At 62.4% G+C, this 19,797-nt stretch carries 18 protein-coding genes; 15 read left to right on the top strand and 3 right to left on the bottom strand.

Going from position 1 to position 19,797, the window contains the following annotated elements:
* Positions 1-129 precede the first annotated feature (129 nt).
* From DEJ54_RS01335 to DEJ54_RS01290, 10 genes are all read left to right on the top strand, one after another.
* Positions 130-2,106, top strand: a complete 1,977-nt coding sequence (locus DEJ54_RS01335) for an AMP-binding protein (protein ID WP_113152974.1) — start codon at positions 130-132, stop codon at positions 2,104-2,106.
* Positions 2,103-2,927 carry an ABC transporter ATP-binding protein gene (locus tag DEJ54_RS01330; protein ID WP_113152973.1) on the top strand — a complete coding sequence of 275 codons (825 nt, stop codon included), beginning with the start codon at positions 2,103-2,105 and terminating at the stop codon, positions 2,925-2,927. Before DEJ54_RS01335 ends, DEJ54_RS01330 begins: the two co-directional genes overlap by 4 nt.
* Positions 2,928-2,946: 19 nt before the next feature.
* Positions 2,947-3,906 (top strand): branched-chain amino acid ABC transporter permease, encoded by a 960-nt coding sequence (locus DEJ54_RS01325; protein ID WP_113152972.1) that lies wholly within the window; start codon positions 2,947-2,949, stop codon positions 3,904-3,906.
* Between the two features lie 3 nt (positions 3,907-3,909).
* Positions 3,910-4,986: a branched-chain amino acid ABC transporter permease gene (locus DEJ54_RS01320; protein WP_113152971.1), complete on the top strand. Its 1,077-nt coding sequence runs from the start codon at positions 3,910-3,912 to the stop codon at positions 4,984-4,986.
* Between the two features lie 72 nt (positions 4,987-5,058).
* Positions 5,059-6,378, top strand: coding sequence for an ABC transporter substrate-binding protein (locus DEJ54_RS01315; protein ID WP_113152970.1), 1,320 nt, complete (start codon positions 5,059-5,061; stop codon positions 6,376-6,378).
* 71 nt (positions 6,379-6,449) lie between these two features.
* Positions 6,450-7,289 carry an ABC transporter ATP-binding protein gene (locus DEJ54_RS01310; RefSeq protein ID WP_113152969.1) on the top strand — a complete coding sequence of 280 codons (840 nt, stop codon included), beginning with the start codon at positions 6,450-6,452 and terminating at the stop codon, positions 7,287-7,289.
* Positions 7,290-7,508: 219 nt separating this feature from the next.
* The gene (locus DEJ54_RS01305) at positions 7,509-7,736 is read left to right on the top strand and encodes an aa3-type cytochrome c oxidase subunit IV (protein WP_113156012.1); all 228 of its coding nucleotides are present in this window, start codon (positions 7,509-7,511) and stop codon (positions 7,734-7,736) included.
* Positions 7,737-7,816: 80 nt separating this feature from the next.
* On the top strand, positions 7,817-9,154 hold the full coding sequence (locus DEJ54_RS01300; protein ID WP_113156011.1) for a Re/Si-specific NAD(P)(+) transhydrogenase subunit alpha: 1,338 nt from the start codon (positions 7,817-7,819) through the stop codon (positions 9,152-9,154).
* Positions 9,154-9,579, top strand: coding sequence for a proton-translocating transhydrogenase family protein (locus tag DEJ54_RS01295; protein WP_113152968.1), 426 nt, complete (start codon positions 9,154-9,156; stop codon positions 9,577-9,579). Before DEJ54_RS01300 ends, DEJ54_RS01295 begins: the two co-directional genes overlap by 1 nt.
* Position 9,580: 1 nt before the next feature.
* A complete protein-coding gene (locus DEJ54_RS01290; RefSeq protein WP_113152967.1) occupies positions 9,581-10,978 on the top strand; it encodes an NAD(P)(+) transhydrogenase (Re/Si-specific) subunit beta in 1,398 nt (465 codons plus the stop codon).
* Between the two features lie 165 nt (positions 10,979-11,143).
* Here the strand turns inward: DEJ54_RS01290 and DEJ54_RS01285 are convergent, their stop codons facing one another.
* The 3 genes from DEJ54_RS01285 to rpsU form a co-directional block, all read right to left on the bottom strand.
* Positions 11,144-11,629 carry a DUF992 domain-containing protein gene (locus DEJ54_RS01285; protein WP_113152966.1) on the bottom strand — a complete coding sequence of 162 codons (486 nt, stop codon included), beginning with the start codon at positions 11,627-11,629 and terminating at the stop codon, positions 11,144-11,146.
* Positions 11,630-11,769: 140 nt separating this feature from the next.
* Positions 11,770-12,600, bottom strand: a complete 831-nt coding sequence (locus tag DEJ54_RS01280; protein ID WP_162742200.1) for a tetratricopeptide repeat protein — start codon at positions 12,598-12,600, stop codon at positions 11,770-11,772.
* Between the two features lie 251 nt (positions 12,601-12,851).
* Positions 12,852-13,079 (bottom strand): 30S ribosomal protein S21, encoded by a 228-nt coding sequence (gene rpsU, locus DEJ54_RS01275; protein WP_007008828.1) that lies wholly within the window; start codon positions 13,077-13,079, stop codon positions 12,852-12,854.
* 249 nt (positions 13,080-13,328) lie between these two features.
* Between rpsU and DEJ54_RS01270 the strand changes: the two genes are divergently transcribed.
* The 5 genes from DEJ54_RS01270 to DEJ54_RS01250 all read left to right on the top strand — a co-directional run bounded on the left by DEJ54_RS01270 (position 13,329) and on the right by DEJ54_RS01250 (position 19,743).
* Positions 13,329-14,414 (top strand): hypothetical protein, encoded by a 1,086-nt coding sequence (locus DEJ54_RS01270; protein WP_113156010.1) that lies wholly within the window; start codon positions 13,329-13,331, stop codon positions 14,412-14,414.
* A 146-nt stretch (positions 14,415-14,560) separates the two neighbouring features.
* A complete protein-coding gene (locus DEJ54_RS01265; RefSeq protein WP_113152964.1) occupies positions 14,561-15,814 on the top strand; it encodes a sarcosine oxidase subunit beta in 1,254 nt (417 codons plus the stop codon).
* A gap of 116 nt (positions 15,815-15,930) precedes the next feature.
* Entirely contained in the window at positions 15,931-16,224 is a 294-nt protein-coding gene (locus DEJ54_RS01260) for a sarcosine oxidase subunit delta (protein WP_113152963.1), read from the top strand.
* Complete coding sequence (locus DEJ54_RS01255; RefSeq protein WP_113152962.1) at positions 16,224-19,208, top strand: sarcosine oxidase subunit alpha; 2,985 nt, start codon at positions 16,224-16,226, stop codon at positions 19,206-19,208. Before DEJ54_RS01260 ends, DEJ54_RS01255 begins: the two co-directional genes overlap by 1 nt.
* Positions 19,201-19,743 carry a sarcosine oxidase subunit gamma gene (locus DEJ54_RS01250; RefSeq protein ID WP_113152961.1) on the top strand — a complete coding sequence of 181 codons (543 nt, stop codon included), beginning with the start codon at positions 19,201-19,203 and terminating at the stop codon, positions 19,741-19,743. Before DEJ54_RS01255 ends, DEJ54_RS01250 begins: the two co-directional genes overlap by 8 nt.
* Positions 19,744-19,797: the final 54 nt, after the last annotated feature.

Below are 19,797 nucleotides of genomic sequence, written 5' to 3'. Positions count from 1 at the left end.
TGCGGTGTCTGTCAAGGGGCGTGTTGAATGGCTGCGGGTTTCGTGGAACCCTCAACCCAATCAATAGTCCGGTTCGGGGAGGAACCGGAACAACAGCGGATCTACCGCTGACAGTGGGAGGTAAGCGACTTGGCGCATACAGACGCGTCTAAGGATACGTTCGCCAAATATCTGCTCTTGAACGCCGAGCGGTTCCGCGACCGGCCGTCCATGCGTTTCAAGGACTATGGCATCTGGCAGAGCTGGACCTGGGCAGAACAGCTTGAGGAGGTGCGGGCTTTCGCGCTCGGCCTTCAGAAAATCGGCCTGAAGCGCGGCGACAAGATCGCCGTCATCGGCTCCAACCGGCCAAGGCTCTACTGGACCTTTGCCGCCGCCCAGTCTCTGGGCGCGGTTCCCGTGCCGGTCTATGCCGATTCCGTGGCGGAAGAGATGGCCTATGTGCTCAACCATGCCGAGGTCACCTTCGCCGTGGTCGAGGATCAGGAGCAGGTCGACAAGGTTCTCTCCATCTCGGACGAGGTGCCGCTGCTGACCGAGATCGTCTATGACGAGGAGCGCGGCCTCAGGGATTACGACCACACCCATCTTCATGCCTATGACGATGTGCGCGAAACGGGCATGCGCCGCTTCGCCGGGGAGCCCGAGGCGAATGCCGGCTGGCTGGCCGAGATCGGGAAGGGGCGCGGGGATGACCTGTCGGTCATTCTCTACACCTCCGGCACCACCGGCCGCCCCAAGGGCGTGATGCTGTCGAACGACAATTTCGTGCGGTCGGCCATCAACGGCAACGCCTTCGACAATCTGACCGAGAACGAGACGATCATCGCCTATCTGCCGCTGGCATGGGTGGGCGATCACCTGTTCTCCTACGCCCAGTCCTACACGGCGGGCTTCTGCGTTGCCTGTCCCGAAAGCCCGGAAACGGTGAACGAGGACCGCCGCGAGATCGCGCCGACCTATTTCTTCGCGCCGCCGCGTGTCTTCGAGGCAATGCTGACCTCGATCATGGTGCGGATGGAAGATGCCGGAAAGCTCAAGAAGGGCATGTTCGACTATTTCCTCGCCCATGCCGCTAAGGTCGGTGAGCGCATTCTGAATGGCGAGCAGGTCGGGCTCGTGGACCGGCTGAAATACCGGCTCGGCGAATTCATGGTCTATGGCCCGCTGAAAAACCGCATGGGCTTTTCGAACATGCGGGTCGGCTATACGGCCGGTGAGGCCATCGGACCGGAGCTTTTCTCCTTCTACCGCTCGCTCGGGCTGAACCTGAAACAGCTCTACGGTCAGACCGAAGCCACCGTCTACATCACCGCACAGGAAGACGGAAAGATCCGTCCCGACACGGTGGGGCTGCCATCGCCCGAGGTGGAAATTCGCATCGCTGAGAGCGGTGAGGTGATGTATCGCTCGCCGGGCGTTTTCGTCGGCTACTACAAAAACGACGAGGCAACCCGCGAAACCAAGACCGAGGATGGCTGGGTGCACACCGGCGATGCCGGCTTCTTCGACACCGACGGCCAGCTCAAGATCATCGACCGGGCCAAGGATGTCGGCAAGCTCGCCTCGGGCGCGCTGTTTGCGCCGAAATACATCGAGAACACGCTAAAATTCTTCCCCGACATTCAGGAAGCGGTGGCGTTCGGCCATGGGCGCGAATTCTGCGCGGCCTTCATCAACATTGACCTGCAGGCGGTCGGCAACTGGGCCGAACGCAACAACATCGCCTACGCGTCCTATCAGGAACTGGCCGGGCATCCGCGCGTCTATGAGACCATCGCCGCGCATGTGAACGAAGCCAATCGCAGGCTCGCCCGCGAGCCCCTGATGGCGGCCTCGCAAGTCAAGCGCTTCCTCGTCCTGCACAAGGAGCTGGATGCCGATGACGGCGAACTGACCCGCACCCAGAAAGTGCGCCGCAAGTTCATCGCCGAGCGTTACGGCGAGCTGATCGAGGCGCTTTACGATGGCTCGACGGAAAAGTTCGTGGAAACCCAGGTCACTTACGAGGATGGCCGCAAGGGCGTCATCCGCGCGACGGTCAAGATCGTCGATGCCGGGATCCATGAGGTTCCGGCCGAAAATGTCCGGGAGGCTGCCGAATGAACCCGCGCCCCGATCCCAATGAGCTCACCGCGCCCGATGACGGCATCGCCAGGGGCGGTGTGCTTCTCGACGTGAAGAATGTCTCGCTTTCCTTCGGCGGCGTGAAGGCGATCACAGACATCTCGCTGAACGTTTTGAAGGGCGAGATCCGCGCCATCATCGGTCCCAATGGCGCCGGCAAGACCTCGATGCTCAACGTCATCAACGGTTTCTACACGCCGCAGGAAGGCACCATCATCTTTCGCGGCAAGGAGCGCCGCTCCATGAAGCCGCATCAGGCGGTGGGGCAGGGCATCGCCCGCACCTTCCAGAACGTCGCTCTCTTCAAGGGCATGTCGACGCTCGACAACATCATGGCCGGGCGTTCGGTCAGGATGAAGCGCAACATTGGCTGGCAGATGCTCTGGCACGGGCCTGCGCTGCGCGAAGAGATCGAGCATCGCGAGAAGGTCGAGGAAATCATCGACTTTCTGGAGATCCAGCACATTCGCCGCACACCGGTGGGCAAGCTGCCCTATGGCCTGCAAAAGCGTGTCGAGCTCGGCCGCGCACTCGCCATGGAGCCGACCCTTCTTCTCCTCGACGAGCCCATGGCGGGCATGAACCTTGAGGAAAAGGAAGACATGAGCCGGTTCATCATCGACGTGAACCAGCAGCGCGGCACCACGATTGCGCTGATCGAGCACGATATGGGCGTGGTCATGGACCTGTCCGACCGCGTGGTGGTGCTCGATTACGGCAAGAAGATCGCCGACGGCCCGCCTGACGAGGTGAAAAACAATCAGAACGTGATCGACGCCTATCTGGGCGTCCCGCACTAGGCGGCGAGGGGAGGAACGTATGGAATTCTTGAACGATGTTCTGGTGCAGCCCTTCGCCGATATGGCCGCGGCTCCCGATTTCCTGCTTCAGGTGCTCTGGGAAGGGCTCGTCGGCGGGGTGCTTTACGCGCTGATCGCGCTCGGCTTCGTGCTGATCTACAAATCCTCGCGCATCTTCAACTTCGCGCAAGGCATCATGGTTGTGTTCGCCGCGCTGACGCTGGTGGGCCTCTATGAAAAGGGCGTTCCCGCCCTGTTGGCGCTGCCGCTCACGCTCGTCGTCATGCTGATCCTTGCGATGACCATCGAGCGCGTGGTGCTTCGGCCGCTGGTCAACCAGCCCGACATCATCCTGTTCATGGCGACCATCGGCATCACCCTGTTTTTGATCGGCTTCGGCGAACTGATCTTCGGCGGCGAGAACAAGGTGATGATCACCGAGCAGCTCTTCATCCCGACCGGCAGCATCGTGTTCGAGCCGTTTGGCGGCTTCGTCTCCATAGAGGAAAAGGATTTGACGGCGGTCATCGGAGCCATGGTTCTCGTGGCGGCTCTTCTGGTCTTCCTTAACAAATCCAAGATCGGCCGGGCCATCCGCGCGCTTGGCGATGACCATCAGGCCGCGCTGTCCGTCGGCATTTCGCTCTCCACCATCTGGGTGATCGTCTGGTTCATCGCCGGTGTGATCGCGCTCGCCACGGGCATTGTCTGGGGCGCGCGGGCCGGTGTGTCCTTCGCGCTGGAGGTCATCGCCTTCAAGGCGCTGCCGGTGCTCATGCTCGGCGGTCTGGAAAGCGTGATGGGCGCGATCATCGGCGGGCTGGCCATCGGCATTCTGGAAAAGGTCTTCGAGATCTACTGGGGCCAGCCGCTGCTCGGCGGCAACACCGAAGCGTGGTTCGCCTACATGCTGGCGCTGTTCGTGCTTCTCTTCCGCCCGCAGGGGCTGTTTGGCGAAAAAATCATCGAGCGGGTGTAATCCATGTTTTACCGCACAGCAGGCCAGTTCAAGACCAGCTACGAAGCCGATCACGCGCTGTTTCCGGTGCGTCAGGATGCGATCCTGCTCGGCGTCATCCTGATCTTCGCCTTCGTCATCTTTCCGTTCACCGCAAGCGAGTTCGCCTTTCGCGCACTCCTGATCCCGGTGCTCATCTATTCGCTGGCAGCCCTCGGCCTCAACATCCTCACCGGCTATGCGGGGCAGCTGTCGCTCGGCACCGGCGCATTCATGGGCGTGGGCGCCTATGCCTGCTACAAGCTCGTCTCCATCTTCCCGGAGATGAACATCGTCGTGGCGATCGCGCTGTCGGGCTTCTTCTCGGCGGCCATTGGCGTGCTGTTCGGCCTGCCATCGCTGCGCATCAAGGGCTTCTATCTGGCCATCGCCACGCTGGCGGCGCAGTTCTTCCTTGTCTGGCTGTTTCAGAAATGGGCCTGGCTCTACAATTACAACGCCTCCGGCGCGATCCAGGTGCCCAATATCGATCTGTTCGGCATCACGGTCGCGGGGCCGCGCGCCACGGCCATGGCGCAGTACTATTTCGTTCTGTGCGTGGTCTGCGCGATCACCTTCTTCGCCATCAACATCACGCGCGGCCGCATCGGGCGCATGTGGAAGGCGGTGCGCGACATGGACATCGCCGCCGAGCTCGTGGGCATCAACCTGATGCGCACCAAACTGATGGCCTTCTTCGTGTCGTCCTATGTGGTGGGCATTGCCGGGGCGCTGTTCGTGTTCCTGTGGCGCGGCGCGGCGGAAGCGAACCTGTTCGACATTCCGCTCTCGTTCCGTGTGCTGTTCATCGCCATCATTGGCGGGCTTGGCTCGATCCTCGGCAATTTCCTCGGCGCGATCCTCATCGTGGCGCTGCCGGTCATCATCAGCAGCGTGCCGGGGGCCTTCGGCATTCCGGTCGATTCCGCCATGGTCGAGCACCTGAACATCATGATCATCGGCGCGCTCATCATCGCCTTCCTGATCATCGAACCGCACGGTCTGGCGCGTTTCTGGGCCATGATCCGCGAAAAGTTCATTCTTTGGCCCTTCCCGCACTAGGCGGGCAGGGGGCATCAAACGGGGATTGTTCGCCCCTTCCTTTTGAAGAACGGAACAAGTGGAGGAGACAGTATGAAGAGAATGCTCAAAACTGCGATCCTGTCGTCGGCGCTCATGATGGGCGTTGGCATTGCCGGGCCTGCCATGGCGCAGGACGATAGCATCTACATTCCGAACCTGGCCTACCGCACAGGCCCGTTTGCGGCCACCGGCACGCCGCTGATGAACGGTCAGCGCGATTACATCACCCTGCTCAACGAGCGTGATGGCGGGCTGAACGGCGTCAAACTCGAATATGACGAGTGCGAGACCGGCTACAACACCGAAAAGGGCGTCGAGTGCTACGAAAAGACCAAGGCGCGGGCCGTGGTCACGCAGCCCTGGTCCACGGGCATTACGCTTCAGGTTCTGCCGAAATCGAATGTCGACAAGATCCCGATTTTGGCTCCCGGCTACGGCTTCTCGCCGATGGCCGACGGCAAGGTGTTCCAGTGGGCCTACAACCCGCCATCTTCCTACTGGGATGGCGCGTCGATGATCCTGAAGAACATTTCCGACGGCAATCTCGACAGTCTCAAGGACAAGAAGATCGCCTTCCTGCACCTCGATCACCCCTTCGGCAAGGAGCCCATTCCGCTGCTTGAAGTGCTGGCCGAGAAGCATGGCTTCGAACTGGTGCCGATCCCGGTCGGTCTGACCGAGATGCAGAACCAGTCGGCGCAGTGGCTGCAGATCCGCCGTGAGCGTCCGGATTTCGTGGTCATGTGGGGCTGGGGTGCGATGAACGCCGGCGCCATCACCGAAGCCGTGAAGACGAAATATCCGATGGATCAGTTCGTCGGCGTCTGGTGGTCCGGCCATGATGGCGACCTGAAACTGGTTGGCGAACAGGGCAAGGGGTATCGCTCCATCTCGTGGAGTGTGCCGAATTCTGAAGCGCCGCTGATGGCCGACATCAAGAAATATGTCGTCGATGCCGGCAAGTCACAGATCAACCAGTCCGAGGGCGAGTTCGACTCCGTGTTCTATCAGCGCGGTCTGATGATCTCCGTGATCCTGGTCGAAGGCATCAAGGCCGCTCAGGAAGAGTTCGACGTTCGCACGCCGAGCCCGGAGCAGCTGCGCTGGGGGCTGGAGAACATCAATCTGGATGAAGCCCGCCTGAAAGAGCTGGGCGCGGATGGCATGCTCGTGCCCTTCAGCACCTCCTGCTCCAACCACACGGGCCATGGCGGCGGCTGGATGCTGCAGTGGGACGGCGCAAAGTTCGTCAAGGCGTCCGACCTCCTGACGCCCGACCGCGCCGAGATCGAGCCGCTCGAGCTTGAAAAGGCCAAGGAGTATGCCGAGGCGAACGCGCCCTGGCCGGTCAATGAAGAGTGCAAGATGTAGCACCTTCTGCCGCCGCTCCCCTTCAATGCCCCGACGGGGAGCGGCGATCCGCTCAAACAGGACATGCAAGCATGACGACCACAGCGCCAGCATCACCGGCAGAAGCCGCAGAGCAGATCCTTGAAGTCAACAATATCGAGGTGATCTACGATCACGTCATTCTGGTCTTGAAGGGCGTTTCGCTCTCGGTGCCGCGCGGCGGCATCACGGCCCTTCTGGGGGCCAATGGCGCCGGCAAGACCACGACGCTGAAGGCGATCTCCAACCTGCTTCACGCAGAGCGTGGGGAGGTGACCAAGGGGTCCATCCTGTTCGGTGGCGATGAGGTGCAGAACCTCTCGCCCAATGATCTGGTGCGCCGGGGCTGCATTCAGGTCATGGAAGGGCGGCACTGTTTCGGCCATCTCTCGGTCGAGGACAATCTCCTGACGGGCGCTTTCACCCGTCGCGACGGGCAGGCGGCGATCCGCGAGGACCTCGAACTCGTCTACACTTATTTCCCGCGCCTCAGGGAGCGGCGCAACTCGCAGGCCGGTTACACATCGGGCGGCGAGCAACAGATGACGGCGATTGGCCGGGCGCTGATGTCGCGCCCGAAGATGATCCTGCTTGACGAACCCTCCATGGGGCTCGCGCCGCAGCTGGTCGAAGAGATTTTCGAGATCGTCAAACAGCTCAATGAAGAGCAGGGCGTGTCGTTCCTGCTGGCCGAGCAGAACACCAATGTGGCGCTGCGCTATGCAAAATACGGTTACATTCTGGAATCGGGACGCGTGGTGCTGGATGGCGAGGCCAGGGCCCTGCGCGAAAACGAAGACGTGAAGGAGTTCTACCTTGGCGTCGGCGGCGAGGGACGGCGTTCCTTCCGTAATGTGAAGCACTACAAGCGGCGCAAGCGCTGGCTTTCCTGACGCCCGGGCCGGCTTTTCTCATCTGGCAGTGAGATTGCACGCCTCCATTGCGGCGGTGTGCCGACGATTTGTTCCAAAAAGCGTACCGATTGGGCCAAAACGGTTCTCCCAAACCGTTTGAAAGCGCATCTGGCTGTTTAACGGGCAATCCTCCCATTGCCCTTGCGCCATCTTTTCGCTATCTCCCAAGACCAATTCTATTCCGATGGGGTTTTTGTGATGGCAGAGAATATGCCGGCCGGACCGGCCGAAACGGGCGCAGAAATGGACTACGCCGAGCACGAGAAGACCTACAATCTCTTCCTGGCCGTCATCAAATATTCAAGCCTGGTGATCGTCGCCATTCTGGTGGCCATGGCTTTTGGTTTCTTCACCCCTGCTGGCTTTTTCTCCAGCACCGTTCTCTTCATCCTCATCACTGCGCTGGGTGTCTGGCTGCTGCCCTGAAGCAGCCATCCGCTACAACAAACGGGGCTGCCGCCGCAGCTCCGTGACCGGGAGGACGGTCCAACCGAAAGGATATGACGGTGGGACAAAGCATATTTGTGCCTAAAGAAGTTGACGTTACGGAAGGTCGCGTTGCGATCTCTCCTGAAACGGTCAAACGGCTTGCTGGACTGGGTTTCGACATTGTCGTCGAGAAGAACGCAGGCGAGCAGTCGCGTATTGTCGATAGTGAATTTGAAAAAGCCGGAGCGAAAATCGGCAAGGCATCCGATGCCTCGAAAGCCGATGTCGTTCTGAAGCTGCGGCGTCCGACGCCGGCCGAAGTCAAAACCTACAAAAAAGGCGCGCTGGTTCTCGCCAGCATGGACCCTTACGGCAATGAGGGCGACGTTGCGGCCATGGCTGCTGCGGGCGTCACCGCCTTTGCCATGGAGTTCATGCCGCGCATCACGCGCGCCCAGTCCATGGACGTCCTGTCCTCGCAGGCCAACCTTGCCGGTTACCGCGCGGTGATCGACGCAGCCGCCGAGTATGATCGTGCGCTGCCGATGATGATGACCGCCGCCGGCACCGTTCCGGCTGCCAAGGTGTTCGTCATGGGTGCTGGTGTTGCCGGCCTTCAGGCCATCGCAACCGCGCGCCGTCTGGGCGCTGTCGTCACCGCCACCGACGTTCGTGCGGCTGCGGGCGAGCAGGTCCAGTCGCTTGGCGCGAAGTTCATCATGACCGAGGCGCTGAAGGATGCCTCCGGTGATGGCGGTTATGCCCGCGAGCTGACGGATGAAGAGAAGAAGGCCCAGGCCGAACTCGTCGCCGAGCACATCGCCAAGCAGGACATCGTCATCACCACGGCGCTCATTCCGGGCCGGCCCGCGCCGCGCCTCGTCAGCACCGACATGGTCAAGTCCATGAAGCCGGGCTCCATCATCGTCGATCTGGCGGTCGAGCGTGGCGGCAATGTGGAAGGCGCGAAGGCGGGTGAGGTCGTCACCACGGCCAATGGCGTGAAGATCGTCGGCCACCTCAACGTGCCGGGCCGCGTGGCCGCTTCCGCCTCGCTGCTCTACGCGAAGAACCTCTACACCTTCCTTGAGACCATGGTCGACAAGGAGAAGAAGGAGCTCGCCGTCGACATGGAAGACGAGCTGGTGAAGGCCACCATGCTCACCCATGACGGCAAGGTGGTTCATCCCAATTTCGTCGACACCGTGAAGCCGGTGGCCAAGGCGGCCGCGCCCAGGAAGGCCCCGGCCCGCAAGACGCCTGCGCGCAAGCCCGCAGCCAAGGCTGCAGCAGGCGCGGCGACGAAGAAAACAGCGGCCCAGAAAACAGCGGCTCAGAAAACGGCAGATAAGCCAGCTGGCGCGTCCAGCGCTGCCGACAAGCCTGCCGCAGCCAAATCGGGGGGAGAATCCTGATGGAACCAACCGCACTAGAAAAGGCGCTCGACCAGCTCGACAGCGCCGGGGCGAGCGTTCGCGCCGCCGTTGAAAGCATGCAGTCGGCCGAAGTCGCCGATGCAGCCAGCGCACTCGCGCATGCCGCATCCGGCGGGGCGATCGACCCGTTCGTCTTCCGCTTCGCGATCTTCGTGCTGGCGATTTTCGTCGGCTATTACGTTGTCTGGTCGGTGACGCCGGCGCTGCACACGCCGCTGATGTCGGTCACCAACGCGATCTCCTCGGTGATCGTGGTCGGTGCGCTGCTCGCCGTGGGCATCTCCGCTTCCGGACTTGCCACGGGCTTCGGCTTCATCGCACTCATCCTGGCGTCGGTGAACATCTTCGGCGGCTTCCTCGTGACCAGCCGCATGCTGGCCATGTACAAGAAGAAGGACAAGTGACGTGAGCGCCAATCTTGCATCCTTCCTCTACCTCGTTTCCGGCATTCTCTTCATCCTCGCGCTGAGGGGCCTGTCGCATCCCACCACCAGCCGTCAGGGCAATGTCTACGGCATGGTCGGCATGGCCATCGCCATCGGCACCACGCTGCTCTACGCAACGCCCTCCTTTGGCGGGTTCGTGCTCATCGTGCTCGGCCTCGCCATCGGCGGCGGCATCGGCGCGGTGATCGCCAAGCGCATCGCCATGACCGCGATGCCGCAGCTCGTGGCCGCCTTCCACTCGCTGGTCGGTCTGGCCGCCGTGATGGTTGCCGCCGCAGCGCTCTACGCGCCGGAAAGCTTCGGCATCGGCACGCTGGGCGCGATCCACGCGCAGGCGCTGGTCGAGATGTCGCTGGGCGTCGCCATCGGCGCGATCACCTTCACCGGCTCCATCATCGCCTTCCTGAAGCTCGATGGCCGCATGTCCGGCAAGCCGATCCTCCTGCCCATGCGCCATGTGGTGAATGCAGGTCTGGCAATCGCGCTGGTCGTTCTGATCGTGCTGCTCGTCACCACCCAGAGCACCTCGATCTTCTGGCTGATCGTGATCGCCTCGCTCGTGCTCGGTGTGCTCATCATCATCCCGATCGGCGGCGCAGACATGCCGGTTGTCGTGTCCATGCTCAACTCCTATTCGGGTTGGGCCGCAGCGGGCATCGGCTTCACGCTCGGCAACCTCGCGCTCATCATCACCGGCGCGCTGGTTGGCTCTTCCGGTGCGATCCTGTCCTACATCATGTGTAAGGGCATGAACCGCTCCTTCATCTCGGTCATTCTCGGCGGCTTCGGCGGCGAGACGGCAGCGGCTGCAGACGATGGCATCGAGCGCACGGTCAAGCAGGGTTCGGCAGACGATGCCGCCTACCTGATGGCCAATGCGCAGAAGGTCATCATCGTGCCCGGTTACGGCATGGCCGTCGCCCAGGCGCAGCATGCGCTGCGTGAGCTGGCCGACAAGCTGAAGGAAGCCGGTGTCGAGGTGAAATACGCCATTCACCCGGTTGCAGGCCGCATGCCCGGTCACATGAACGTTCTGCTCGCAGAGGCCCAGGTGCCTTATGACGAGGTGTTCGAGCTCGAAGACATCAACTCCGAGTTCGCTCAGGCAGACGTTGCCTATGTCATCGGCGCGAACGACGTGACCAACCCGGCCGCGCGTGACGACAAGACCTCGCCGATCTACGGCATGCCGATCCTCGATGTGGACAAGGCGCGCACCTGTCTCTTCGTCAAGCGCTCGCTCGGCTCCGGCTATGCCGGCATCGACAACACGCTGTTCTACAAGGACGGCACGATGATGCTTCTGGGCGACGCCAAGAAGATGACCGAAGACATTGTCAAGGCGATGGATCACTAGAGCAATTCCAGGAAAAGTGGGAACCGGTTTTCCGCCCGGAATTGCGCAAAGACAGTGAATGAGAGCGCTTCCGCGATTCAACGAACAGCGGAGGCGCTCTGGACAAAAGAAAGCCCGGCTTGAAGCCGGGCTTTTTTTATTGGTGCCGGGTGGGGCAGGGAGGTCTCACTCGGCAGCAGAGGTCGAACGCAGCTGGAACTCGCTGACGCCAAGGGCGACGTTGAGCCCGGTCTTGCCCTCAAGGCTCACCGGCTGCAGCATCAGGCTCTCGCTCTCCTTGGTGACAAGGATGTTTGCGCCCGCACCCAGGCCCGCTGCGATCTCCGCGCTTACGCCGGCATAGTCGCCCTCAAGCGCGCCCGGCGCATAGGCGTCCGCCGTCGGGGCCAGAACCAGCCACTGCATCTGCGTGGCGTCCTTCACGCCCACATCGATGCCGAACTTGTTCACCACGCCCACATAGGTCTCCGGCGGGCGCTCGTCGCCAGCGGGCTCGAAGGTGCAGGCCAGTTCCTGGGAAGAGGCGATCACAACGCCCGCGCCGCCTTCGATCACGCAGTCCAGAACGCCGACCTCGACGCGCTCCTGCGCAAAGGCAGGCGCTGCGGCTGCGGCGGTCAGGGCGGAAGCGAGAATGATTGCTTTTTTCATCACTGGAACTCCTTTTTCGTCCGGCCTCACAACCCGTCACGAAAGAGAAGGTTCCAGATTAAATTTGGTGACCATACGTCAACGGCCCGCGCGATGGCGGGCCGTTGAAAGGAGATCAGCAGTCTGCGAGTGCGTGAAATTCAGGCGCGGGTGCGCGCCAGACCATCGCGTGCGGGAATGTAGTCCGGATCGAGCTGAAGGGCGCGCGAATAGGACTTCGCAGCCTTCGCCCTGTCGCCGCGCTTCTCATAGACAAGCGCCTGGTTTGCCCAGCTCTCCGCCACGTCCTTGTCGAGTCGGATGGCCGTGTTGAAGTCGGAGAATGCGTTCTCGTCGTCGCCCTGGGCGAGGTAGGAGAGGCCGCGGCCGTTATAGCCATAGGGCTGATCGGGCGCGAGCGAGATCGCCTTGGCGAAATCCTCGATGGCGAACGGATGCTGGCCCGTAGCCTGATAGAGAAGGCCGCGACGGTAATAGGCGCGCGGGTCCGTCGTATCGAGCTGGATCGCACGCTCCAGATCCGCCAGCGCATCCGTGCTGCGGCCGGCCAGGCGATAGATTTCCGCGCGGCCGATATAGGCGGTGTCGTAATTGGGATCGAGCGAGATCGCCTGATTATAGTCCGCCAGCGCCTGCTGGTCGTTGCCCATATAGCGGTGGATCAGCGCGCGATTGGCATAGGCGTTTGGCGAGCGCGGATTAAGCGAGATCGCCTTGTCGAAATCCTTCAGCGCCTCCTGATAGCGCCCTGCACGTCCGTAAGCCGCGCCACGCATATTGTAGGCTTCGGGCTCGTTGGGTGTGCGGTCGATGACCGAGCTGAGCGACCCGATGTTCTGCGCAGAACCCTGAGCCGTATCCACACGGCTGATGTCCGTCGCCGGATTGGAGCCGGACTGGCAGGCGGCCAGCGGTAACAGGGCCGCCAGTGCGAGGCCGGCAAGTCCATGGCTGAGGGGGCGGGAACGCATGCGGCTGGGCCTCATGTCAGGGGGGCTCATGTTACGGGGGCTCATGTCACGAGGGCTCTGGGGGCTGGGCGAAGGCGCTGGGAAAAAAGTCATGGCTTTTAATGCCATAACCGAAGTGTCAAACCAAGCCATTGCCGTCCTCATGCAGAACTCCCATCCTCGTGCAGAGATATATGTAAGCAAAAACGCGGCGCGACCACAGGGTCGAACCGCGTTCGATACAGACAGAAATCGTCGAAAGATGGGCGCTGTTAGCGCGCGCCCGGACGACCGCCGACCAGACCTTCGCGCTGGGCGCGCTTGCGGGCCAGCTTGCGGGCGCGGCGAACGGCTTCAGCCTTTTCGCGGGCGCGCTTTTCCGACGGCTTTTCGTAATGCCCACGCATCTTCATCTCGCGGAAGATGCCTTCGCGCTGCATTTTCTTCTTCAGCGCGCGAAGCGCCTGATCAACATTGTTGTCGCGGACGAGTACCTGCACGTGGGTTTCCTGTCAGAACGTTGGTCTTCTAATTTTCAAAAGTGAATTCTGGTTTCCTCCGCCCATGGGCAGAGGTTTCCGCAGCCATATTCTGCCACGAATAGCGCTGGCTCATACCAGAACGGTATATTTCTGTCGAGCGCTTTCTTTCGCATTTTTTCCGGAAGCGCTCAACTGGCAGTTCCCGTTAACGTAGAGAAAAGGAAAGAGCACTACACAGGCGTGTCTTGTATATTGGAGTATATCGACATGTCGGAGAAGTATGGGCGGGCCGGCACTGGCTTAAAAACCAGCGTGATGAGGCTCGGTTTCGGCATGGCCGCTTTCGCATTGGTTGTTGGCTCGGCCGTCTATGGCGAACTCATCCATGGATATGGCCTGCTGCGCAAGGGGGATCCGGACTTCACGCCCTTCGGTCGCGCCCGGATTGGCATTTCCTTTCTGGCTGCACTTTTTCTTTTCATCGCGTTGAAGCCTGTCATGCGCACCCTGGAGGTGGTTCGGGGCGAGCGGGCGCAGGCGTTCTGGGGCATTGGTGTCGCTGGTGGGTTCCTTCTGGCGGTCGCCGCCGCCGTTCATTTCGTTCCCACCTCGTTGAATGATTTTGTGCGCGAGATGCAGCCGCTGGGCATGGCGACCGAGGTTCTGCTCGTTGCCGCAGTCATCAGCTTCCTCGTTGCGGCCTGGCGGTCGCGCAGCGTGCGCGGCGCGCGCCTTCTCGGTGTCTTCCCGCCATGTCTCGTGCTGGCCGGCATGGCCGGCGTGGTGTTTCTCATTCTGATGGAGGAGATGTCCTGGGGGCAGCATTGGCTCGGCTGGGGCACGCCCGATCTCTTCAGCAAGAACATCCAGAATGAAACCAACATCCACAATTTCTACACCTACCAGTTCGAGGCCATCTACTACACGAGCGCGATCTTCTGCTTCGTGGTCCTGCCCTGGTGCTGGCCGCGTGGTGCGGGCGGTCTCTCCGGTCAGGTGGAGCCCTATATCCCGCCGCGCATCTTCGCGCTTTTCGGGCTGCCCGTGGCGTCGCTGATGTTTGAATCCTGGAACATCGTGCCCTATCAGGTCTGGTTCTTCCTCGGGCTGCTGATCTGTCTCGACATCGTGCGCCAGCTCAAATCCTCCGAGCTGCGCCTTGCCGCCATCGCCCTTGCCGCCGTCTATGTGTTCTCCAAGCTGGTGTTCATCATTCGCGGCGTCGACATGGTGGATGGATATGAGCTCTCCGAGGTGCGCGAGCTCTATATCTCGCTTCTTTTCCTGGCCTATGGCTGTCTGCTGGCGAGGCGTTCTCGCCGGCAGGCAGAGAGCCGGTATCTGGCTGCGTGACAACGGGTCTTCTTCAGCGCGAAATTTGACGCAAAACGGCAAGCGCCGTCGCAATCAGCGCAAGCCATTGCGCGGGATTTCGTTACTGCTAGGCTGTGTCTGAACGCGCCCGGCTGCGGCGCGCTGCCTGCATTGCGGAGAGGCCCATGCGCAAATATTCCGTCTTCGCCATCGCCCGCGAGGCCATGCGTGGCCACAAGGGCTGGCCGGAACAGTGGTCCTCTCCCGAGCCGAAGAAGAGTTACGACGTCATCATCATTGGCGCCGGCGGCCATGGGCTCGGAACGGCCTATTATCTCGCAAAGGAGCACGGCATCACCAATGTCGCCGTGCTGGAAAAGGGCTGGCTCGGCGGCGGCAACACGGGCCGCAACACCACCATCATCCGCTCCAATTATCTCTATGACGAAAGCGCGGGCATCTACGATCATTCCGTGAAGCTCTGGGACGGGCTTTCGCAGGATCTGAACTACAACGTCATGTATTCGCCGCGCGGCGTGATGATGCTGGCGCACAATGTGCACGATGTGCAGGTGTTCAAGCGCCATATCCACGCCAACCGGCTGAACGGCGTGGACAATGAGTGGCTGACGCCTGAAGAGGCGAAGGCCTGTTGCCCGCCGCTCAACATTTCGCGCGAGGCGCGCTATCCGGTCATGGGTGCAGCGCTGCAGCGGCGCGGCGGCACGGCCCGCCATGATGCGGTTGCCTGGGGCTATGCGCGCGCTGCCGCCGCGCGCGGCGTCGATATCATTCAGAACTGCGAGGTCACCGGCATCAATCGCGGGCCAGACGGGGCCGTCACCGGTGTGGAGACCACGCGTGGAACCATCGGCGCGAAGAAGGTGGGCGTCGCCGCCGCCGGTCATTCCTCGGTGCTGATGCAGATGGCGGGCGTTCAGGTGCCGCTGGAATCCTACCCGCTTCAGGCGCTGGTGTCGGAGCCGGTCAAGCCGGTCTTCCCCTGTGTGGTCATGTCCAACACGGTCCACGCCTATATCTCCCAGTCCGACAAGGGCGAACTGGTCATCGGGGCGGGCACGGACCAATACACCTCCTACTCCCAGACCGGCGGGCTGCACATCATCCAGCACACGCTCGACGCCATCTGCGAGATGTTCCCGATCTTCACCCGCATGAAGATGCTGCGGTCCTGGGGCGGCATTGTCGATGTCACGCCCGACCGCTCGCCCATTCTCGCAAAAACGCCGGTCAGCGGGCTCTATGTGAATTGCGGCTGGGGCACGGGTGGCTTCAAGGCGACGCCGGGCTCGGCGCATGTCTTTGCCCACACCGTCGCGCGCGACGAGCCGCATCCCGTCAACGCGCCCTTCACGCTGGAACGGTTCCGCAATGGCCGGCTCATCGATGAGGCGGCAGCCGCCGCCGTGGCGCACTAGCGCATCGGCCCGAAAATCGGAATCGATTTTCGGAAAGCACGATGCGCAGATTCAACAGGACAGAGCGTCCTTTGTGCGTCCGAATGGACGCACGGCGCTCTAAACAAGGGGATCACATGCTTCTCATTCACTGCCCCTATTGCCAGGAAGACCGGCCGGAACTGGAGTTCCGCCATGCCGGCGAGGCGCATATCGCCCGTCCAGAAAACATGGCCGAAATGTCTGACGAAGATTTCGAGCGGTTCTTCTTCATTCGCTCAAACCCCAAGGGCATCGTCTATGAACGCTGGCGGCACATCCATGGCTGCGCCCGGTTCTTCAACGCCGCGCGCGACACCGTATCGGACCGGTTCCTGACGACTTATAAGGCAGGCGAGCCGAAGCCCGGTCTCGGCGGGGAGGGCAAGTGATGACCCAGCCTTTCCGCATCGCCACCGCTGGCCGGCTCGGCAAGGCCGATCCCGTTCGTTTCACCTTCGATGGCAGGTCCTTCGAGGGGCTGCATGGCGACACGCTTGCATCGGCCCTGCTTGCCAATGGCGTGCATCTTGTCGGCCGCTCCTTCAAGTATCATCGCCCGCGCGGTATGGTCTCCGCCGGTGCGGAAGAACCCAATGCGCTGGTCGGCGTTCACCGTGATGCAGCCCGCAGGGCGCCCAATGTGCGGGCCACGGTTCAGGAAATCCATGAGGGGCTAAACGCGGTGTCACAGAACCGCTGGCCCTCGCTCTCCTTCGATGTCGGTGCGCTCAACGATCTGGCGTCGCCCTTCTTCTCCGCCGGGTTCTACTACAAGACCTTCATGTGGCCGAAGGCTGCCTGGGAGCGGGTGTATGAACCCTTCATCCGGCGCGCCGCCGGTCTTGGCGAAGCGCCCGACCGGCCCGATCCGGATTGTTATGCAAACCGTTTCGCCCATTGCGACGTGCTGGTCATCGGCGGCGGGGCGGCCGGGCTTTCGGCAGCGCTTGCTGCCGCCAATGCCGGTGCGCGCGTCATTCTGGCCGACGAACAGGCGGAAACGGGCGGTGCTCTGCGCTATGAGACCGGCGCGATGATCGACGGCATGCCCGGCTGGAACTGGGCGCAGGCCGTGACGGCGGATCTCGCCGCGCGCGACAATGTCCGGCTTCTCACCCGCACCACGGGTTTCGGCTATTACGCGCAGAACATGGTGGGGCTCGTCGAGCGGCTGACCGATCATCTGGTCAGTCCGGCCACCGATCAGCCGCGCGAACGGCTCTGGCAGGTGCGGGCGAAGCGGGTCGTGCTCGCCACCGGGGCCATCGAGCGGCACATGGTGTTTCCCGACAATGACAGGCCGGGCATCATGCTGGCGTCCGCCGCCCGCACCTATTTGAACCATTTCGGCGTCACGGTGGGGCGCAATGTGGCGGTCTACATGGCAGAAGACAGCGCCTGGCAGGCCGCTCTTGACCTGAAGCGTTCGGGCGTGAGCATCGCCGCCATCGTCGATTGCCGGCCCGATCCGCAGGGGCCGCATGTGGAAGAGGCCCGCCAGCTTGGCATCGAGTGCCTGACGGGGCATGCCGTCACCGGCACGGGCGGGCGGCTCAGGGTTTCATCCATAAAGGTACGACCGGTTTCCGGCGGCGCGGAGCGCACGATCGCCTGCGATGCACTCCTGACCTCGTCCGGCTGGACGCCGGCCGTCCACCTCTTCTCGCAGTCGCGTGGCAAGCTGGCCTTCGATGCGGAAACACAGCGCTTCCTGCCGGGCAATGCCGTGCAGGATATGGTGTCGGTCGGCGCGTGCGCCGGCACGGTCGATCTTGGCGAAACCGTCGCCGAGGCCCTGAAGGCCGGGCATGAGGCCGCCGGTGGCGTGGCCCGCAAGCTGCCAAAACTTGCCGCAGACAGCACCGAGCGCTGGTCCGGCGGCATGCTGGGGGCGGGCGAGGGGGCCGGAGCCGAAAACACGGCCAAGGCTTTTGTTGATTTCCAGAACGATGTGACCGCGAAGGACATCCGCCAGGCGGTGCGCGAGGGCATGCGCTCCATCGAGCACGTCAAGCGTTTCACCACCACCGGCATGGCGACCGATCAGGGCAAGACATCCAACATGCACGGGCTCGCCATTGCCGCCGAGATGTTGGACCGGCCGATCCCCGAAGTGGGGCTCACCACGTTCCGCGCGCCCTACACGCCCGTCACTTTCGGTGCGCTTGTGGGGCACGGCAAGGGCCGTCTGTTCGAGCCGGTGCGGCGCACGCCCATGCATGACTGGGCGGAGGCGCACGGGGCCGTGTTCGAGGATGTCGGCCAGTGGAAGCGCGCATGGTATTTTCCGCAAGCCGGTGAAGACATGCATGCAGCAGTTGCCCGCGAGTGCCGCACGGTGCGTCAGAGTGCTGGCATTTTCGACGCCACCACGCTCGGCAAGATCGAGGTCGTCGGGTCGGATGCCGCGCGCTTCATGGAGTTGATGTACACCAACCCGTGGCAGAAGCTCGGCGTCGGGCGCTGCCGCTATGGCGTCATGCTGCGCGAGGACGGGTTCATCTATGATGACGGCGTGGTGGGGCGGCTCGCCGAAGACCGCTTCCACGTGACCACCACGACCGGCGGCGCGCCGCGCGTTCTCAACCACATGGAAGACTATCTCCAGACCGAGTTCCCGGATCTGAAGGTCTATCTGACGTCCACCTCGGAGCAATGGGCGGTGATCGCCGTTCAGGGGCCGAAAAGCCGCGACATCATCGCCCCGCTGGTGGAAGGCATCGACCTCTCCGACGATGCGATGCCGCACATGTCGGTGCGGGAGGGGATGATCTGCGGCGTTCCCACGAGGCTTTTCCGCATGTCGTTCACCGGCGAGCGCGGTTTTGAGATCAACGTCCCGGCCGACTATGGCCGCGCCGTGTGGGAGGCCGTCTGGGCGGAAGGCGAAAAGCACGGGGCCTGCGCCTACGGCACTGAAACCATGCATGTGCTGCGCGCCGAAAAAGGCTTCATCATTGTCGGGCAGGAGACCGATGGCACCGTAACGCCCCATGATGCGGGGCTTTCCTGGGCCATCGGAAAGAAGAAGACGGATTTCGTCGGTATGCGCGGTCTTGCCCGGCCGGATCTTGTGGCTCCCGGCCGCAAACAGCTCGTGGGCCTCAGGACGCGCGATCCGAAAACGGTTCTGGAAGAGGGCGCGCAGATCGTCGCCGATCCGGACGCTCCGCTTCCCGTGCCCATGCTCGGCCATGTCACCTCCTCATACTGGTCGGAGAATTGCGGCCATTCCATCGCGCTGGCGCTGGTGGCGGGCGGACATGAACGCATGGGCGAAACCCTCTACGTGCCTATGCCCGATGGCGCGATCGCGGTGGAAGTCACCTCCACGGTTTTCTTTGACGAGAAGGGAGAGCGCACCAATGGCTGACGCAATCGCCCGCGCAGGCGCGCTCGAAGGGCGCTTTCTCAATGATGAAGGCATCACGCTGGTGCGTGCGGAGCCGGCCACGCGGCTTTTGCTCCGCGCCCCCGAAACGGCGCTAAAGCCGCTGTCGAAGGCGCTCGGGCTCGACCTGCCGCAGCGCCCCAAAGCGTCGGTTTCAGGCGGCAAACGCGCAGCGCTTTGGCTCGGTCCCGACGAATGGCTGGTGATCGATGAGAATGGCGGCGACCTGATGGAGGACTGCGCCTCTGTCAGCGCGTTTCACTCCGCCGTTGATGTCTCGCACCGCAACACGGCGGTGCTTGTCTCCGGCCCGCGTGTCGAGACCGTGCTCAATGCCGGTTGCCCGCAGGATCTCTCGCTTGACGCCTTTCCCGTCGGCGCATGCTCGCGCACGGTCTTCGGCAAGGCGGAGGTCATTCTGTGGCGCACGGAGAGGGACGCTTTCCGTGTGGAATGCTGGCGCTCCTTTTCCGACTATGTCTTCATGCTTCTGGAGGCAGCCTCGCGCGACCGGTAATCGCTGAAAGATTGGAACCGGACGGGCTGTCTCGTCATTGATCCTGAAAAGGGA

It is taken from the genome of Nitratireductor sp. OM-1, from assembly GCF_003296175.1.
GTDB lineage: Bacteria > Pseudomonadota > Alphaproteobacteria > Rhizobiales > Rhizobiaceae > Nitratireductor > Nitratireductor aquimarinus.
Note: the sequence above shows the minus strand (reverse complement) of the source record. Positions and strands in the feature narration are given on the sequence as shown.